Consider the following 15,401-nt stretch of genomic DNA (forward strand, 5'->3'; position numbering starts at 1 on the left):
AATATCGGTAAATACGATTATAATTAACATAAAACTAAAAAAATGAAAACAATTAAAATAGCAATCGCGGGACTGTTTCTTTTGGTTGCAAACGCTACACAAGCTCAGGTATCTGTAAACGTAAACATAGGAAGTCCTCCTGCATGGGGTCCTTCAGGATATGCCGAAATGGAGTATTATTATTTACCGGACATCGAAGCATATTATGATGTAAGAGCTTCACAATTTATTTATTTTGGAGGAGGAAGATGGGTTAGAACCGCTCATTTGCCAAGACAATATCGCGATTATGATTTATATGGAGGTTACAAAGTTGTCCTTACGGATTACCATGGCAGAACTCCTTACACTTATTTTGACAGACATAGAGTAAGATACTACAAAGGGTATCATGGTGCGCCTCAAAGACCGTACAGACCAAGACCGGTTTATGGTTACAATGAGCGTCACGATAATCACAGAGATGACAGACGTCATGATCATCACGACAGACATGAAAGACACGATCATCACGACAGACATGACCACGATGATCACCGTGGCGGAAGAAGATAATACTAAATTGCTAATTTTTAAAGAGAAGAGAGTATCCAAATTTGGACACTCTCTTTTTTTTTTGGTATTTTTTTCTAATTTTAGTTAAATCGTTGCATTTTTCACATAAACAGATAACATGTTGATTTTAAGCGAATTATTAACAAATCGGATGTTATTTTAATCGAATTAAAACTTACATTTGCACCGAATTTTAAAAACACCAAAAGATTTATGAAAAAGAATAAGTATTTATTTTCATTTTTAGCTTTGTTTCTTTTTGCATGTTGTGATAATAACGATAATAATGCAAATGATAGTCAGTCTGTTAATAACGTTACCATCAACAACGATGTAACGGAATTAAGTAAAAGGATTGATTTCACCACCTCAGGGGTAATTTCAATACAAAACACTGCTGCTACAGGAAAATCTGCTGCTGCAAATGCTTCTACATCTTTTCCTTTAGTTCAGATTGGTGAAATAAAACCACCGGTGGACAGCCAGGGCAGAACATTACAAGCGAGTCATGTTGCCGTAAATGGAAATTACGCCTATGTATCGTATATCATGAGAGGCGATGCTTATTCCGGAGCAATTGATGTTATTGATGTTTCAGATCCTTACAAACCAAAATTAGTGACTTCGGCTCTTATTGCCAATACCGATATTACTTCGCTTACCTACGCAAATGGAAATTTAATTATCGGTGGCGCAACTGATATTGATAAACTTCAATCGGTAACAAATCCTGCCATTGTGATTAATATGCAATTGAGTTCAGGTCTGCTTACAGACAAATATACCACTAACTATTTAGAAAGCAGAGTTACCACTGACGTAGCTGCTACTACCTCTTCTTATTTCGCTGTAACAGGTGACAATGGAAGTTTGTTTAAACTGAGCGCTTCAGGCAAAGCAGTAGAAGGAAAAACGCCTGTAGCAGATTTGCGTTCTATAGCCTTAAACGGAGATAAAATTGTAACCTTAAGCGGAACTAAAGGAGTAAATATTTACAGCCAGTCGACATTAGCCTTGCAAAAAAGCTTTACTATATCTACAGATGTAAGCGGTGCAAAAAGAACCATGGATTTTGACGGAACAAACCTATTGGTCTCTGAAGGATATAAAGGGCTTGGTGTTTATGACAGTAATAGCGGATCAAAATTGCAAACTATTGCCATAGCGACTGCAGGAGAAGACAATGTGACCAATGCTGTTTCAGTAAACGACGGTTATGCGTTTGTTGCCAATGGCGCATTGGGACTTAACGTATATAAAACGGGCACACCGCTTAGTTTAGTAGGAACTTTAGGAATTGCAGGATCTTCCAACTACGTAAAATCAAGTGGTGATTATATTTATGTCGCCAGCGGAACAGGTGGTTTAAAAATCATTAAGGTGGAAAAACCAGGCACTACTTTCGCCAGCTGTACACTATTTGGAATCTATAATCAGGGTCTAAATTTGATTTTAAATTCAAATGAAATAAAATCATATTCGGGAGCAACAGCTATTAATTCGGCTATTGTAAACTCCGGTGCAGTTTTAACACATTGTGGTTCTATCAGTATTTTAAATGGTTTAACCTTAAACAGCGGCTCGACTTTTAATATGAGAGGAACTCTGGCGCAAGGTAAATACCTCCCTTTAAGCTCAACAGAACTTATCATTAACAACAATTCCTTACTTCAAATTGAAGGTTCAGTTGTGATTTGGGGAGATTTACGATTAAACAGCGGTGCTAAAATTAATTTTATTGGTAACGACTCTTCTATAACAATTTACGGAAAAGTGATCAAAAGCGGTACGGTTACCATTACCGGAAATTACAAAGACACAGAAAACAAGTTAAAATAAATACATACTGCTCAGGCAGTTAAATACATTTTCATAGAAAGCTGTCAGAATTAGTCTGTCAGCTTTTTTTGTTTTTATTAAAAAATTGAATGAATTATCAGCCATTAACATTTCATTTACATAATCTTCAAAAATATAATTAGTATTTTTGAAGCTCTTTCAAAACATCTCATTATACTATGCGAAAAATTCAGATACAGATTCTTTTTATTTTTATAGCTGGAACTTTCATTTCTTTTGCACAACAACCACAAAAACCAAATTCTGTTGAAATTTACAATCAAATCAAAAAATTAAACTTTTTAGGTTCCGTATTGTATCTCGCAGCACATCCCGACGATGAAAATACGCGTCTGATCTCGTATTTGGCCAATGACGTAAATGCCAGAACAGGATATTTGTCCCTAACCCGTGGCGATGGGGGGCAAAATCTTATTGGTCCGCAACTACGTGAATTATTAGGTGTTATAAGAACGCAGGAACTAATTGAAGCCCGAAAAATAGATGGCGGAGAACAATTTTTTTCCCGTGCAAATGATTTCGGCTATTCCAAAAATCCGGATGAAACGCTCAAAATCTGGGACAAAGACAAGGTGCTTTCGGACGTAGTCTGGACCATAAGAAAATTTCAGCCTGATGTCATTATCAATCGGTTTGATCACAGATCGCCGGGTACCACACACGGACACCACACATCCTCGGCCATGTTAAGCGTTGAAAGCTTTAATCTGACCAACGATCCGAAAATATACCCGGAACAGTTAAAATATGTAAAGCCATGGCAGGTTAAGCGTCAGTTTTTCAATACTTCGTGGTGGTTTTACGGAAGCCAGGAAAAATTTGATGCAGCCAGTAAATCCAATTTTACTAAATTAGAGACAGGTGTTTATTATACCGGAATCGGAAAGTCCAATCAGGAAATTGCCGCACTGAGCCGCAGCCGTCACCAATCTCAGGGATTTGGAAGTACCGGTGCCCGTGGAAATGAAACCGAATATCTGGAGCTTATCAACGGGGATATCCCAAAAGACCGTGATCAGTTATTTGACGGAATTGATACTACCTGGAACCGTGTTAAAAACGGAAAACCGGTTGGTGAATTAATTTCTAAAATTATAGCCAAATATGACTTCAGTAATCCATCGGCCAGTATTCCTGACTTAATAAAAGCCTATACGATGATCGAATCTCTCGAAGACGATCACTGGAAAAGCCTGAAATCTGCTGCCATTAAAAACATCATTGCATCCTGCTCGGGTCTATATCTCGAAGCCGTTGCAAGCGAACAGGAAGCCACACCCGGAAGTACCGTTAAACTAAGCCTTGAAGCCATTAACAGATGTGCTGTCGAAATGGAATTAACAAGTGTGACGACACTGCCGGATCATAAAAATACCATTCAAAACAGTATTTTAAAAAACAATGCTGATCTGAAAACCACTTTACAGCTTCAGCTCCCCAATACAATTGAATATACACAACCGTATTGGCTAAAAGAAAAAGCCAGTGTTGGAATGTACACCGTATCCAATCAGGAAAATATCGGAATACCGGATATTATAAGAGAAGTTAAAGTAGTTTTTAACGTAAAAATAAATGGTGTAGAGATTCCGTTTGAGCGAATCGTGGTTTACAAATACAATGACGGCGTAAAAGGCGAAATGTATAATTTTCTTGATATAGTTCCCGAAGCTACCACTTCAATCCTGGAAAAAGTTTTGATTTTTAAGGATACCAAAAGTAAAATGGTTCCTGTAAAAGTCCGCGCCGGAAAAGATGACATCAAAGGAAACGTACAATTGGAATTACCGAAAGACTGGCTGGTTTCCCCGAAACAAATTCCGTTTGCTTTAGAGAAAAAAGGAATGGAACAAACCTTTTATTTTGAGGTAACAGCACCAATTCAACCGGAAGAAGCCGTTGCAAAAAGCATTGTCATCATAGATAATCAGCGTTTTGACAAAGATGTGACGATTATAGATTACAGTCATATTACGAAGCAAATGGTTTTAAAATCTGCAGAATCGAAATGTCTCCGCATTGATCTGAAAACCTCAGGAAATGCAATCGGATATATTATGGGTGCAGGTGATGAAGTTCCTGAAAGTCTTGCTCAGATGGGCTATAAAGTAACCATCTTGAAACCGGAAGAAATCACACCGGAAAAACTGGATTCGTTTAATGCTGTCATTACAGGAGTTCGTGCTTACAATACCGTTAATGCTTTAGCCAACAAACAAAAAATACTTTTCGATTTTGTAAAAAGTGGTAAAAACATGATTGTTCAGTACAATACGTACGGCAGAACGGTAACCGATCAGATTGCACCGTATCCCTTAAAAATATCTAATGACCGTGTGACCGAAGAAAATGCAAAAATTACGTTTCTGGCCCCCAATCATCCGGTTTTAAATGTTCCGAATAAAATCAGCACTAAAGATTTTGAGGGCTGGACACAGGAACAAGGCTTGTATTATCCGGATCAGTATGACCCTGCCTTCACTCCTATTCTATCCTCACATGACAAAGGGGAATCTCCAAAAAACGGAGCCTTATTAGTCGCACCATACGGGAAAGGATACTATATTTACACAGGTCTTAGTTTTTTCAGGGAACTACCTGAAGGAGTTGCCGGGGCGTATCGGTTACTTTCGAATATCATTTCACTAAAACAGCCTATAGAAGCTCCAAAACAGGAATTAAAGAAATAAATATTCAAAAATGGAAGATAAAAAAACAAAAAAATGGAAAAAAAGCTACACCTACGTTTTGGTAGCCAATGCTGTTTACATTCTGATTTTTTTCCTAATCATGCAATTATACTCATAACCTATGCAACTATTTGACTGGATTGTACTTATTGTTACACTTTTGTTTATTGTGGGTTACGGCTCATGGAAAACCAAGGGAAGTAAAAATGTCGAGGATTTCATTTTAGGAAATCATGAAACTCCATGGTATACCGTTGGGCTTTCTGTCATGGCCACTCAGGCAAGTGCAATTACCTTCTTGTCGACTCCGGGACAGGCGTATCATGACGGAATGGGTTTTGTGCAATTTTACTTTGGATTGCCAATTGCGATGATTGTCATTTGCGTTACTTTTATTCCCCTGTATCACAAAAGTAAAGTTTTTACAGCCTATGAATTTCTTGAAAAACGTTTTGACATAAAAACACGTTCGCTGGCGGCCATTCTTTTTCTGGTACAAAGAGGCCTCGGAACCGGACTTACCATTTATGCTCCCGCCATTATCCTGTCGGCACTTTTAGGCTGGAACCTGACTTTTATGAACATCATGATTGGGGTATTGGTTATTATCTATACTTTTTCAGGGGGAACCAAAGCGGTGAATGTCACTCAAAAACAGCAGATGTTTGTGATTATGACCGGAATGTTTATCACCTTTTTCCTGATTCTGCATTACCTTCCAAATGATATGACTTTTACCAGTGCACTTCATATTGCAGGAGCAAATGATAAAATGAATATTGTTGACTTTTCCTTTAATCCCGAAGAAAAATATACCTTCTGGAGTGGAATTACCGGTGGTTTTTTCCTGGCACTAGCCTATTTTGGAACAGATCAGTCGCAGGTGGGACGTTATTTATCAGGAAAATCAGTTCGTGAAAGCCAGATGGGACTTATCATGAACGGCCTGCTAAAAGTACCGATGCAGTTTTTTATCCTGCTTACGGGTGTAATGGTTTTTGTATTCTTTCAATTCAATCCGGTACCGTTAAATTTCAATCCGAATAATAAAATTGTCATTGAAAAGTCCGCTTTTAAAGAAGAGTATCATGTTTTAGAGAAAAAACTAAACACACTTTCTGAAGATAAAAAAGTAATCAATTTATTATACATTGATCAGTTGAATCAGGATTATGACAATCCTATTTTAAGAAAAGAACTGGTGGCTTTATCCAATAAAGAAAAAGACCTCAGGGATCGTGCCAAGGAAATAATTTCTAAAGCGGACAGTAACAGTGAAACCAATGATAAGGACTATGTGTTTTTTCACTTCATCCTGCATTATTTACCAAAAGGCCTTATCGGATTACTGCTGGCTGTGATTCTTTCCGCTGCCATGTCCTCGACAGCATCAGGGTTGAATGCTTTGGCTTCTACAACGGCTATAGATATTTACAAACGAAATCTGAAAACCGAAAAATCAGAGAAACATTACCTGAATGCAACCAAATTTTTCACGCTTTTCTGGGGAATTATTGCCATCCTGTTTGCCTGTGTCGGAACATTATTCGAAAACCTGATTCAGTTGGTCAACATTATCGGATCTATTTTTTACGGAACCGTTTTGGGAATCTTCTTAGTTGGTTTTTACCTGCGTCGCGTTCAGGCAAAAGCCATGTTCTACAGTGCCATCATGAGTCAGATCACCATTTTTGTGATTTATTATTTCATGATTTACATTTACCCAAGCGGTCAGGAAAAACTGGGTTATTTATGGCTGAATTTCATTGGTGCGATTTTAACCATTGTATTATCGTTATTAATGCAGCTTTTGGTATTTAAGAGAAATGAGCTTGAAATGAATGAGTTGTAGTTTAATGGGTCTATGTAGAGGACAGAGATTTTACTGATGCAACGGATTTTTAAGCAATAACAATACAAGTGTAGATGTAAATCTGTTCATGAATAAATCCTGATGCTAAATTATCTATCTTTGAGAAGCTAACCCTTGATAAAATGCCTCATGATGAAAGATTTAAAAAAATACAGCAATAAAACCAAAGCTGCTTTCATTTTACTTGTTGTGATGCTTATCATTATTGTTAGCAATTTCAATACGCTTGAGAACTCAAAAAATGTCAACGAAAATATCAATGCCATTTATAAAGACCGACTGGTTGTGGCACACTATATTTTTCAGTATTCGAAAGAGCTTCATTTTATAAAAACAGAAGCAGAACAACTAAATCTGAGCGATACTACCAAAAAGAATGAGATTACTACGACCTTAACAGTCATTCATTCCATAGATGATTTATACAGCAAAACGGTTTTGACTCCAAAAGAGAAAAGGTATTTTGAGGCTTTTTTAAATTCCTGTGAAACAATCCGGTTACAATCGCAAAACAATAACTGGAAACAGGTTTCACAATCAGGTGCTGAAGCTTTGATAACTTTAGAATTGTTGTCTGAAATTCAGATCACCGAAGGAAAAGCAAAACTAAAAGCGGCAAATGAGATGTACAACGGGAACAATAGCCTCGGACAGCTTCAGATTGCCTTACTTATTATTCTGGGCGGAATCACCTTCTATTTATTAATTATAAAAAAGAAAAAAACAATCCGGATCCCGGAACCGCCGAGTTTGAATTGAGTTTTGGGTTGTGAGTTATGAATTGTGAGTTGTGAATTGTGAATTGTGAGTTGTGAGTTGTGAGTTGTGAGTTGTGAGTTGTGAGTTGTGAGTTATAAAAAAATCCAAATCCCAATAAATTGGAATTTGGATTTTTAATATTTTGGAATTTCAGAATTTTATCTGCTCCACTCAGCAATACTGTCTTTGTTCATTTTTACGTAATCCTGATTGTTGGCTGTTTCAGCAGCGGCTAAAGAAAGTTTTGCCGTTTCGATCGCTCCTTTTTTATCGCCTTGTTTGGCCTGGATTAATGATTTTAATCGTAAGATAAAATAAGGTTTATCCGTACTCATATCCAAAGATTTATCTACATAAGTTCTAGCATCTGCAATGTTTCCGTTAGATTGGAATAAGTATTGTGACGCAGCAAAATAATCGTTTGCTGTCGGTCCTGCCAAAGTCTTTTCAATGCTTGTTACTGCTGTTTTTGCTGTCGGAACTTCGAATTTTAAAGCTACATGTGAGTTTTCCCACGCGATTTCAAGAAAAGCGAAATTTGGATCTAAACCATTAATTCCAATCGTAAAAGTTTCAACGGGAGTTGGTAAAGCATTTTCTTTAACCGTAGTTTTCAAAGCTACATTCGCATCACTCCAGTTTTCAGGTAATCCCCAATTGTCTGTAGTACTGTAAAAAATCACTTCCCAGCTTTCAATTTTAGGAATAGTATAAATTGCATATTTTCCTTTTTTTAAGGTTTTACCATCAATCACCACATCATCGCTAAAGCTGATTATCGTGTTTTCGTTAGCACCGGTTCTCCACAATTTTCCAAACGGAACTAAATTTCCGAAGACCGCTCTTCCTCTCGCACCCGGTCTTGAATATGTAACTTCGACATCCGTTAAACCAACGGTCTGTTTGATATAGGCTTTTGGACTCGCTTGTGGTGTTTTTACCTGTGCTTCCGAGACAAAAGGCGCCATAATAATGGCTAATGCAATAATTAGTTTTTTCATTTAGTCTTAAGTTTATTTGTTTTGTTCAAATTTACAAATTCAATTAGCGAACAAATGTTAAATTTTATATAATTCAGGCGCTTAAATGTGATATTTTTTCAGCGTTTAATTCCTTAAAATCATCGATAATTAAATCCGCAGCAGACAGATCCTGCAATTTAGAATGATGGCTGTTATAACCGATACACAAAAGATTTGCGGCTTTGGCTGCCTTTACGCCATTGGTACTGTCCTCAATTACAATACAATTTTCCTTTGGAGCAACTGACAAAGAAGCGGCATGAAGAAAAATAGCGGGATTTGGTTTTGACTGCGGAAAATCTTCGCCACTTACAATATGTGTGAAGTATGGGTGAAGCTTAAATCGGGTAAAAACGCGTTCAATTGTTACTTTAGACGCTGAAGAAGCCAGTATCAACTGAATTCCGCTTGCGTATAAATCTTTAATGAGATCTTCTACTCCTTCGAGCAGATACAGATCTTCTTTTGTATCAAAGGCATCATTAAAAATATTTCTTTTTCTTTGAATTAAATCCTCTACTTCCTGCTCTATCGTAGGAAAAAATCCTTTTAGGGCCTGAAAAGTATTACGCGTGGAAAATCCCGTAAACGAAGTGTACATTTCTTCCGACACATCAATATCCAATTCAGAGAATTGCTTGTAATAGGAATAACGGTGAACGGGTTCTGTGTCTACAATGACACCATCCATATCAAAAATTACTGTTTTTATCATTTTTTTTAAAGGGGCTAAGAGGCTAAGGCGCTAAGGTTCTGAGGTTTTGTTTTTTTGTTTCAGGTTTCAAGTTTCAGGTTTTAGGGTATGTTGTAACTTTGTCAATTTTTTAAAACTTGAAACTCAAACTTGAAACTCAAACTTGAAACTTGAAACTTGAAACTTGAAACTTCAAACGTGAAACTTGAAACCTGAAACTATTCTTTCTTCAGCAAATGTCTTATGACAGTTTCTGCGGCGTGAAGTCCAAATAATCCGGGCATGTAACTGTTGGTTCCGTAGAATGATTTTTTGAAATTTTTACCGTCTGTCAGTTTTAAGCTTTTGGTATCCTGGATTTCAGAAGAGAAAACTACTTTCAACTTGTTGATTTTAGCTTCTCTAAGACGCTTACGAATTGTTTTGGAAAAATAGCAGTTTATGGTTTTGGAGATATCCGCCACTTTTACTTTGGAAGCCAGCATTTTTCCGCCTGCTCCCATACTGCTGATAATTTTTACTCTTTTACGTTTTGCTGCGAAAATTAAATTTAATTTGGGCGTGATACTGTCGATACAGTCCAAAACGTAATCAAACTCGGGAGAAACGATTTCAAAGGCACGTTCCGGAGATAAAAATTCCTGGACACGTGTTAGTTTTAGTTCCGGATTTATATCCATTAAACGATCTCCTACAATTTTGATCTTGGCTTCGCCAACTGTAGAATGCAAAGCCGGTAATTGTCTGTTAATATTGGTAATGTCTACCACGTCTCCATCAACAATAGTCATGCTTCCTACTCCGGCCCTGGCCAGAAACTCAGCTGCAAATGATCCGACACCACCTAAACCAACCACCAGCACATTGGAGTTTTTCAGGTTTTCTAATCCGTTTTTGGTAAATAAAAGCTCGGCTCTTTCTGTCCACTCTGCCATATCTCTGTCTTTTTGTTTAATTTTTATGTTTTTGTTTCAGGTTTCAGGTTTTAATTTTGTTGGGCTGAATACCCTTTTATTTATGGAATACTCTTTTATAATTACTTGAAATTACCTCTCGTAATTCAGTATCATTTAAGCTTTTATACTTTGACGCTAAATCGTAAACCTCTTGTATTGTTTCTTCAACTGTATCTGTTTCCAGAAAAAAACGGTCATTTGGAATCTCCTGAAAAACAGTTTTTAATTCCGGATTTCTTAACAGATATTTTCCAAAAGAAAGGTAAAATCCTTCTTTTATAAGCTGCTCTGCAAGCTGGCTGTTTTTTGAAAATCCATGTATAATCATCGGAGCGGTTACCTTCATCTTTTTCTTAATCGCCATCACTTCCTGAAAAGCTGCCACGCAATGAATTACAACCGGTTTCTTATATTTTTCGGCAAGAAGCAATTGTTTTTCGAAAACTGAAGTCTGCAGCTCCAGTGGAATTTCAATTCGTTTGTCTAACCCGCATTCGCCAATGGCCAGACAATTTTGCGTTTGTAATTTTTCTTCGATAGTTTTCAAATCGGCCTCAATTCTTCCTTCTGCAATATACCAGGGATGAATTCCAATGGAATAAAACGGAATTGCAGCATCAAATTCCCACGGATATTGATTCACCAGTTCCAAAATATCAGACTGGTTTGTGAACCTATGGGTATGAAAATTAAAAAAATCCATCAATGAAAGGTTTTAACACCTGCTTTAATTTCAATTTTCAAATCATTTTCCAAAGGAACGAGCGGACAGGAATATTTATGATTGTAAGCACAATACGGATTGTACGCCTGATTAAAATCAACTGTGAGGGTCTCGCCTTTCGGGATTTTCAAATCAATATATCGTCCGCCTATATAGCTTTCTTTACCTGAAGTCAAATCCGAAAAAGGCAGGAACAAATGGTCTTTGTACTCTTTTGTTTTAGAAAGATCAATGCTTCTGTAAACATTCAATTGCAATGCAACACCTTCAATTTTAAAATACAACGTTCCGTATTTAATGTACTTTGGTGTTCTTGTTCCCGTGGTTTTCATTTCAAAAACCTTTTCGTTTTTCGCTTTTACCAATTTTGCATTCACAAAATATTTACCATTAACAGGATAAAAATCAAGAGTCTTAAACGACTTTAAATCTTCTTCCATAAGTGGACTGGTCTTAGCGTCAGCATATTCTGCGTTAATGGTCTTCTGAAATTTTTCGGCATCACTTTTATTGAATTTCTTTTGGCTAAAGCCGAAATTAAAAGCCAGCAGTAAAACAAATGCGATATTTTTTTTCATCGTGGAAATTTTATGCAAAAATAGTTTAAAAGTAACAAAGCAGCAACCGCTCTACGTTACAAAGTTTTCTAACTTTGTTGCAAATAACCTTTTTATAATGCTCAAGACCGCTTTTACCCATTACATCAATAACTTCAGGGGATTTTCGAGAGAAATATGGATACTTACACTTGTTACTTTTATTAATCGTGCCGGTACCATGGTGCTTCCTTTTTTGTCTAAATATTTAAAGGAAGACCTTCATTTTACCTACAATCAGGTGGGCTGGATCATGGTTTCATTTGGTTTAGGATCGATGCTGGGTTCCTGGCTTGGCGGTAAATTGTCCGATAAAATTGGATTTTATAAGATCATGATTTTTAGTTTATTTACCAGTGGGGTTTCCCTTTTCTTCGTACAATATATCACCACTTTCTGGGCGTTGTGCGCTGCCATGTTTGCATTGATGGTAATCGCAGATATGTTCCGGCCAGCCATGTTTGTCTCTTTAGGCGCTTATGCCAAACCGGAAAACAGAACGCGTGCCTTGACTTTAGTACGTTTAGCCGTAAATCTTGGCTTTGCCGCAGGCCCCGCTTTAGGAGGCCTGATTATTATGGGAATTGGATATCAGGGCTTGTTTTGGGTCGATGGATCTTCGTGCATTATCTCCATTTTAATCTTTGCCCTTTTGGTAAAGGAAAAGAAAAAAGTAACCCATGAGGATAAAATTGAAAGCGCCAAAGCTGTAAAATCGGTTTTTCATGACAGTATATTCTGGGCTTTTTTATTCGTGAGTTTTGTAACTGCCATGATTTTCTTTCAGCTTTTTACCACTCTGCCCCTATATCACAATGAAAAATTTGGTTTAAGTGAATTTCAGACAGGATTGCTAATGACGCTAAATGGGCTTCTTATTTTTGCTTTGGAAATGCCAACCGTTGGTTTTATGGAACGGAAAGGTTTTCCTAAAATAAAGATTATCATTCTGGGCTCCTTTATCATGTCGTTAAGTTTCTTTTTATTACTGATAAATGTCTGGGCCGGAATATTAGTGATTTCAATGATTTGTATTTCCATAGGTGAAATTCTAACCTTCCCTTTCTCTAATGCATTTGCCTTAAGCCGTGCGCCACGCGGTCAGGAAGGACAGTATATGGCACTTTATACCATGAGTTTTAGTCTTGCACATATTGTAAGTTCCAAAGTTGGTTTCGAAATTATCTCCAGACTGGGGTATCAGATCAATTGGTTTTTTATGGCGTGCATTGGAGTTATCGCAACATTTTGTTGTCTCTGGATTAAGAAAGCTTTGATAGACGAAAAAATCTCTTAAATTTTAATTTCGATTTAAATACTTCATTTTCAATTTATTAATCTTAAATTGAAATGCATTTCTATGTTATAAACTGAAAATTTAGTTAAATAACTATTTTTATAGTTGTGTAACTAGAAAAATAGTTGTAGGTTTGAATTAAAATTAGAAAACATGCAAAAGCTAACGAACAAAGAGGAAGAAATCATGCACATTTTATGGAAGCTTAAAAAAGCATTCGTAAAGGAAGTTCAGGCTGAAATAACCGAGGATCAGCCCCATTATAATACACTTTCGACTATTGTACGCAATCTGGAAGAAAAAGGTTATGTGAGTCACAATGCCTTTGGAAACACACATCAATACTTTCCTATTGTAACTATAGAGGATTACCGAAAAGGTTTTATGAGTACCGCTATTGATAATTATTTTAATAGTTCTTATAAAAGTATGGTTTCGTTTTTTGCCAAGGAAGAAAAAATATCCGCAGCAGAATTGCGCGAAATTCTGGCTATGATTGAAAATCCAAAAGAAGAAAAATAATCGGTTATGGAAGCACTTTTCATTTTTATCGCAAAATCAAGCGGGTTACTGGCTTTGTTTTACTTTGCATACTATTTATTACTGCGCAAGGAAACTTTTTTCAACAGCAACAGATGGTTTTTACTAGCCGGCCTGATTACAGCTGTGGTATTGCCTTTTTTAGTGTATACTAAAGTAGTATGGATCGATCCTGTTCCGGTTTCCAATATGGGCTACTCTCCCGCTTTTACGTCACATGCTATACCGGAAGCCTCTTTTGAAATCGACTGGAATCTGGTTTCTCTTGCCATTTATGCACTTGGTTTTACGGCTTTTCTGGTAAAATTCGGAATAGATTTTTACAGCCTGAATTCGGTTTTAAAAGGCAAAAAAGTGCAACAACAAGCTGATTTTAAATTTATCGATACCAATGAAAATATTGCCCCATTTTCTTACTTTGATTATATCGTGTACAACTCATCACTGTACAGCGCCTCTGAGTTAGAGAGTATTATTGAGCATGAAAAAGTACATAGCGATCAGAATCATACTATTGATGTTTTGATCTCCCGAATTTTTTGTGTGCTGTTTTGGTTCAATCCTGTTATCTGGCTTTATAAAAAGGCTATTCTTCAAAATCTTGAATTCATAGCAGATAGCGAAGCGGCCAAAAAAATATCCGATAAAAAAGCGTATCAATACACGCTTTTAAAAATAACAGCTCATGAAAGCTGTGTTGCAATCACCAATCATTTTTATCAATCATTAATCAAAAAACGAATTGTCATGTTAAACAAAAATCAATCAAAAAAGAGGAATTATTTAAAGTACTATGCTATAGTTCCGGCACTTGTAGCTTTTGTTCTTTTATTTCAGATCAAAACTATTGCACAGGAGAAAGCAGCAGACCCTGTTACAAACATCGATCCTAAAGGTATCGAATCTATGGATGTATTCAATATTTCCAAAACTACAACTGATGCTGAAATTGAGGAAAGACTTAAAATTTTAAAAGACAAACATCAGATTACAGCCATTATTTCCGAATTAAAAAGAAATTCCAAAAACGAAATAACTTCGATTCAGGTTGAATTAAAAAGTGGTAAAGGAACTGTTAAAGTAAAAAGATCCGAGTCAACTAATGGAATTGATAAAATCGGAATCATTGTGATTAAGGAGAAAAACGGTAAAATCAGTTTTAATTTTTCTGATGACGAGCAAATAAAAAACATTGACAGGTCTGATGAAGACCAGGATGATGAACTAAGAGAAGTCGAAAATATTGACGCTCCTGACGCTCCCAATGCTCCTGATGCTCCAGGTGCTTACGGTACTCCTACTCCGCCAACACCACCTACACCTCCTGCTTTTCCAAGTGGTCCTATGCCACAGGTTCCTGCATCGGCTATGGCCAATATGCCAAAACCACCAACACATCCCGGAAATGTGAACGATAAGGCAGCTATGAAAAAATTCGAAAAAGAAATGGCTGAATTCGAGAAAAAAATGGAAGCATTTGAACCGGATATGAGTGCTTACGAAAAAGAAGTCGAAGAAGTGATGTCAAAACGTGAAGCTATTTTTGAAAAAGAAATGGAGAAATATGACATTGCCATGGAGAAATTCAATGCTGATATGGAAAAATTTAACCAGCAGAACAATCAAAATGTTAATTTCAATAAGAGACAGTATCAAATAGACATGAAACAGCATGCCATAGACATGAAGCAATATGAAAAAGACATGAAACAGCACGCTAAAGATATGAAGCAGCAGGAGAAAGACATGAAACAACATCAAAAAGATATGATTCAGCACGAAAAAGATATGGCTAAACAGGAAAAAGAGAGAGCCAAAAGACAAAATAATTAATA

13 protein-coding genes are annotated in these 15,401 nt (G+C 36.6%); 8 read left to right on the plus strand and 5 right to left on the minus strand.

The features are described 5' to 3' along the window. Positions 1–42: 42 nt before the first annotated feature. The 5 genes from LPB89_RS08615 (at position 43) to LPB89_RS08635 (ending at position 7,737) form a co-directional block, all read left to right on the plus strand. On the plus strand, positions 43–555 hold the full coding sequence (locus tag LPB89_RS08615; protein ID WP_230701347.1) for a hypothetical protein: 513 nt from the start codon (positions 43–45) through the stop codon (positions 553–555). Between the two features lie 213 nt (positions 556–768). After that, complete coding sequence (locus LPB89_RS08620) at positions 769–2,394, plus strand: hypothetical protein (protein ID WP_230701348.1); 1,626 nt, start codon at positions 769–771, stop codon at positions 2,392–2,394. A gap of 179 nt (positions 2,395–2,573) precedes the next feature. Then, positions 2,574–5,105: a PIG-L family deacetylase gene (locus LPB89_RS08625; protein ID WP_230701349.1), complete on the plus strand. Its 2,532-nt coding sequence runs from the start codon at positions 2,574–2,576 to the stop codon at positions 5,103–5,105. A gap of 121 nt (positions 5,106–5,226) precedes the next feature. Continuing rightward, complete coding sequence (locus tag LPB89_RS08630; protein WP_230701350.1) at positions 5,227–6,957, plus strand: sodium:solute symporter; 1,731 nt, start codon at positions 5,227–5,229, stop codon at positions 6,955–6,957. Between the two features lie 153 nt (positions 6,958–7,110). Continuing rightward, positions 7,111–7,737 (plus strand): MCP four helix bundle domain-containing protein, encoded by a 627-nt coding sequence (locus tag LPB89_RS08635; RefSeq protein WP_230701351.1) that lies wholly within the window; start codon positions 7,111–7,113, stop codon positions 7,735–7,737. A gap of 158 nt (positions 7,738–7,895) precedes the next feature. Here LPB89_RS08635 and LPB89_RS08640 read toward each other — a convergent pair whose 3' ends face one another. From LPB89_RS08640 to LPB89_RS08660, 5 genes are all read right to left on the minus strand, one after another. Further along, the gene (locus LPB89_RS08640) at positions 7,896–8,738 is read right to left on the minus strand and encodes a DUF2911 domain-containing protein (RefSeq protein ID WP_230701352.1); all 843 of its coding nucleotides are present in this window, start codon (positions 8,736–8,738) and stop codon (positions 7,896–7,898) included. A gap of 73 nt (positions 8,739–8,811) precedes the next feature. Next, positions 8,812–9,474, minus strand: a complete 663-nt coding sequence (locus tag LPB89_RS08645; protein WP_230701353.1) for an HAD family phosphatase — start codon at positions 9,472–9,474, stop codon at positions 8,812–8,814. A gap of 197 nt (positions 9,475–9,671) precedes the next feature. Next, the gene (locus LPB89_RS08650) at positions 9,672–10,388 is read right to left on the minus strand and encodes a ThiF family adenylyltransferase (protein WP_127340565.1); all 717 of its coding nucleotides are present in this window, start codon (positions 10,386–10,388) and stop codon (positions 9,672–9,674) included. Between the two features lie 76 nt (positions 10,389–10,464). Next, a complete protein-coding gene (locus tag LPB89_RS08655) occupies positions 10,465–11,112 on the minus strand; it encodes a TatD family hydrolase (RefSeq protein WP_230701354.1) in 648 nt (215 codons plus the stop codon). Continuing rightward, positions 11,112–11,711, minus strand: coding sequence for a DUF1684 domain-containing protein (locus LPB89_RS08660; protein WP_230701355.1), 600 nt, complete (start codon positions 11,709–11,711; stop codon positions 11,112–11,114). Before LPB89_RS08660 ends, LPB89_RS08655 begins: the two co-directional genes overlap by 1 nt. Positions 11,712–11,808: 97 nt before the next feature. On the opposite strand from LPB89_RS08660, the gene LPB89_RS08665 reads away from it, so the two are divergent. From LPB89_RS08665 to LPB89_RS08675, 3 genes are all read left to right on the plus strand, one after another. Then, on the plus strand, positions 11,809–13,026 hold the full coding sequence (locus LPB89_RS08665; RefSeq protein ID WP_230701356.1) for an MFS transporter: 1,218 nt from the start codon (positions 11,809–11,811) through the stop codon (positions 13,024–13,026). A 153-nt stretch (positions 13,027–13,179) separates the two neighbouring features. Beyond that, complete coding sequence (locus LPB89_RS08670; RefSeq protein WP_230701357.1) at positions 13,180–13,548, plus strand: BlaI/MecI/CopY family transcriptional regulator; 369 nt, start codon at positions 13,180–13,182, stop codon at positions 13,546–13,548. Between the two features lie 6 nt (positions 13,549–13,554). Continuing rightward, the gene (locus LPB89_RS08675; protein ID WP_230701358.1) at positions 13,555–15,399 is read left to right on the plus strand and encodes a M56 family metallopeptidase; all 1,845 of its coding nucleotides are present in this window, start codon (positions 13,555–13,557) and stop codon (positions 15,397–15,399) included. Positions 15,400–15,401: the final 2 nt, after the last annotated feature.

This window comes from Flavobacterium sp. ENC (assembly GCF_020991415.1).
GTDB lineage: Bacteria > Bacteroidota > Bacteroidia > Flavobacteriales > Flavobacteriaceae > Flavobacterium.

Coding starts and splice junctions, on each gene's coding strand:
- LPB89_RS08635 (WP_230701351.1), top strand. CDS start 7,111: ATGAAAGATTTAAAAAAATACAGCAATAAAACCAAAGCTGCTTTCATT.
- LPB89_RS08620 (WP_230701348.1), top strand. CDS start 769: ATGAAAAAGAATAAGTATTTATTTTCATTTTTAGCTTTGTTTCTTTTT.
- LPB89_RS08640 (WP_230701352.1), bottom strand. CDS start 8,738: ATGAAAAAACTAATTATTGCATTAGCCATTATTATGGCGCCTTTTGTC.
- LPB89_RS08675 (WP_230701358.1), top strand. CDS start 13,555: ATGGAAGCACTTTTCATTTTTATCGCAAAATCAAGCGGGTTACTGGCT.
- LPB89_RS08615 (WP_230701347.1), top strand. CDS start 43: ATGAAAACAATTAAAATAGCAATCGCGGGACTGTTTCTTTTGGTTGCA.
- LPB89_RS08670 (WP_230701357.1), top strand. CDS start 13,180: ATGCAAAAGCTAACGAACAAAGAGGAAGAAATCATGCACATTTTATGG.
- LPB89_RS08630 (WP_230701350.1), top strand. CDS start 5,227: ATGCAACTATTTGACTGGATTGTACTTATTGTTACACTTTTGTTTATT.
- LPB89_RS08655 (WP_230701354.1), bottom strand. CDS start 11,112: ATGGATTTTTTTAATTTTCATACCCATAGGTTCACAAACCAGTCTGAT.
- LPB89_RS08625 (WP_230701349.1), top strand. CDS start 2,574: ATGCGAAAAATTCAGATACAGATTCTTTTTATTTTTATAGCTGGAACT.
- LPB89_RS08650 (WP_127340565.1), bottom strand. CDS start 10,388: ATGGCAGAGTGGACAGAAAGAGCCGAGCTTTTATTTACCAAAAACGGA.
- LPB89_RS08645 (WP_230701353.1), bottom strand. CDS start 9,474: ATGATAAAAACAGTAATTTTTGATATGGATGGTGTCATTGTAGACACA.
- LPB89_RS08660 (WP_230701355.1), bottom strand. CDS start 11,711: ATGAAAAAAAATATCGCATTTGTTTTACTGCTGGCTTTTAATTTCGGC.
- LPB89_RS08665 (WP_230701356.1), top strand. CDS start 11,809: ATGCTCAAGACCGCTTTTACCCATTACATCAATAACTTCAGGGGATTT.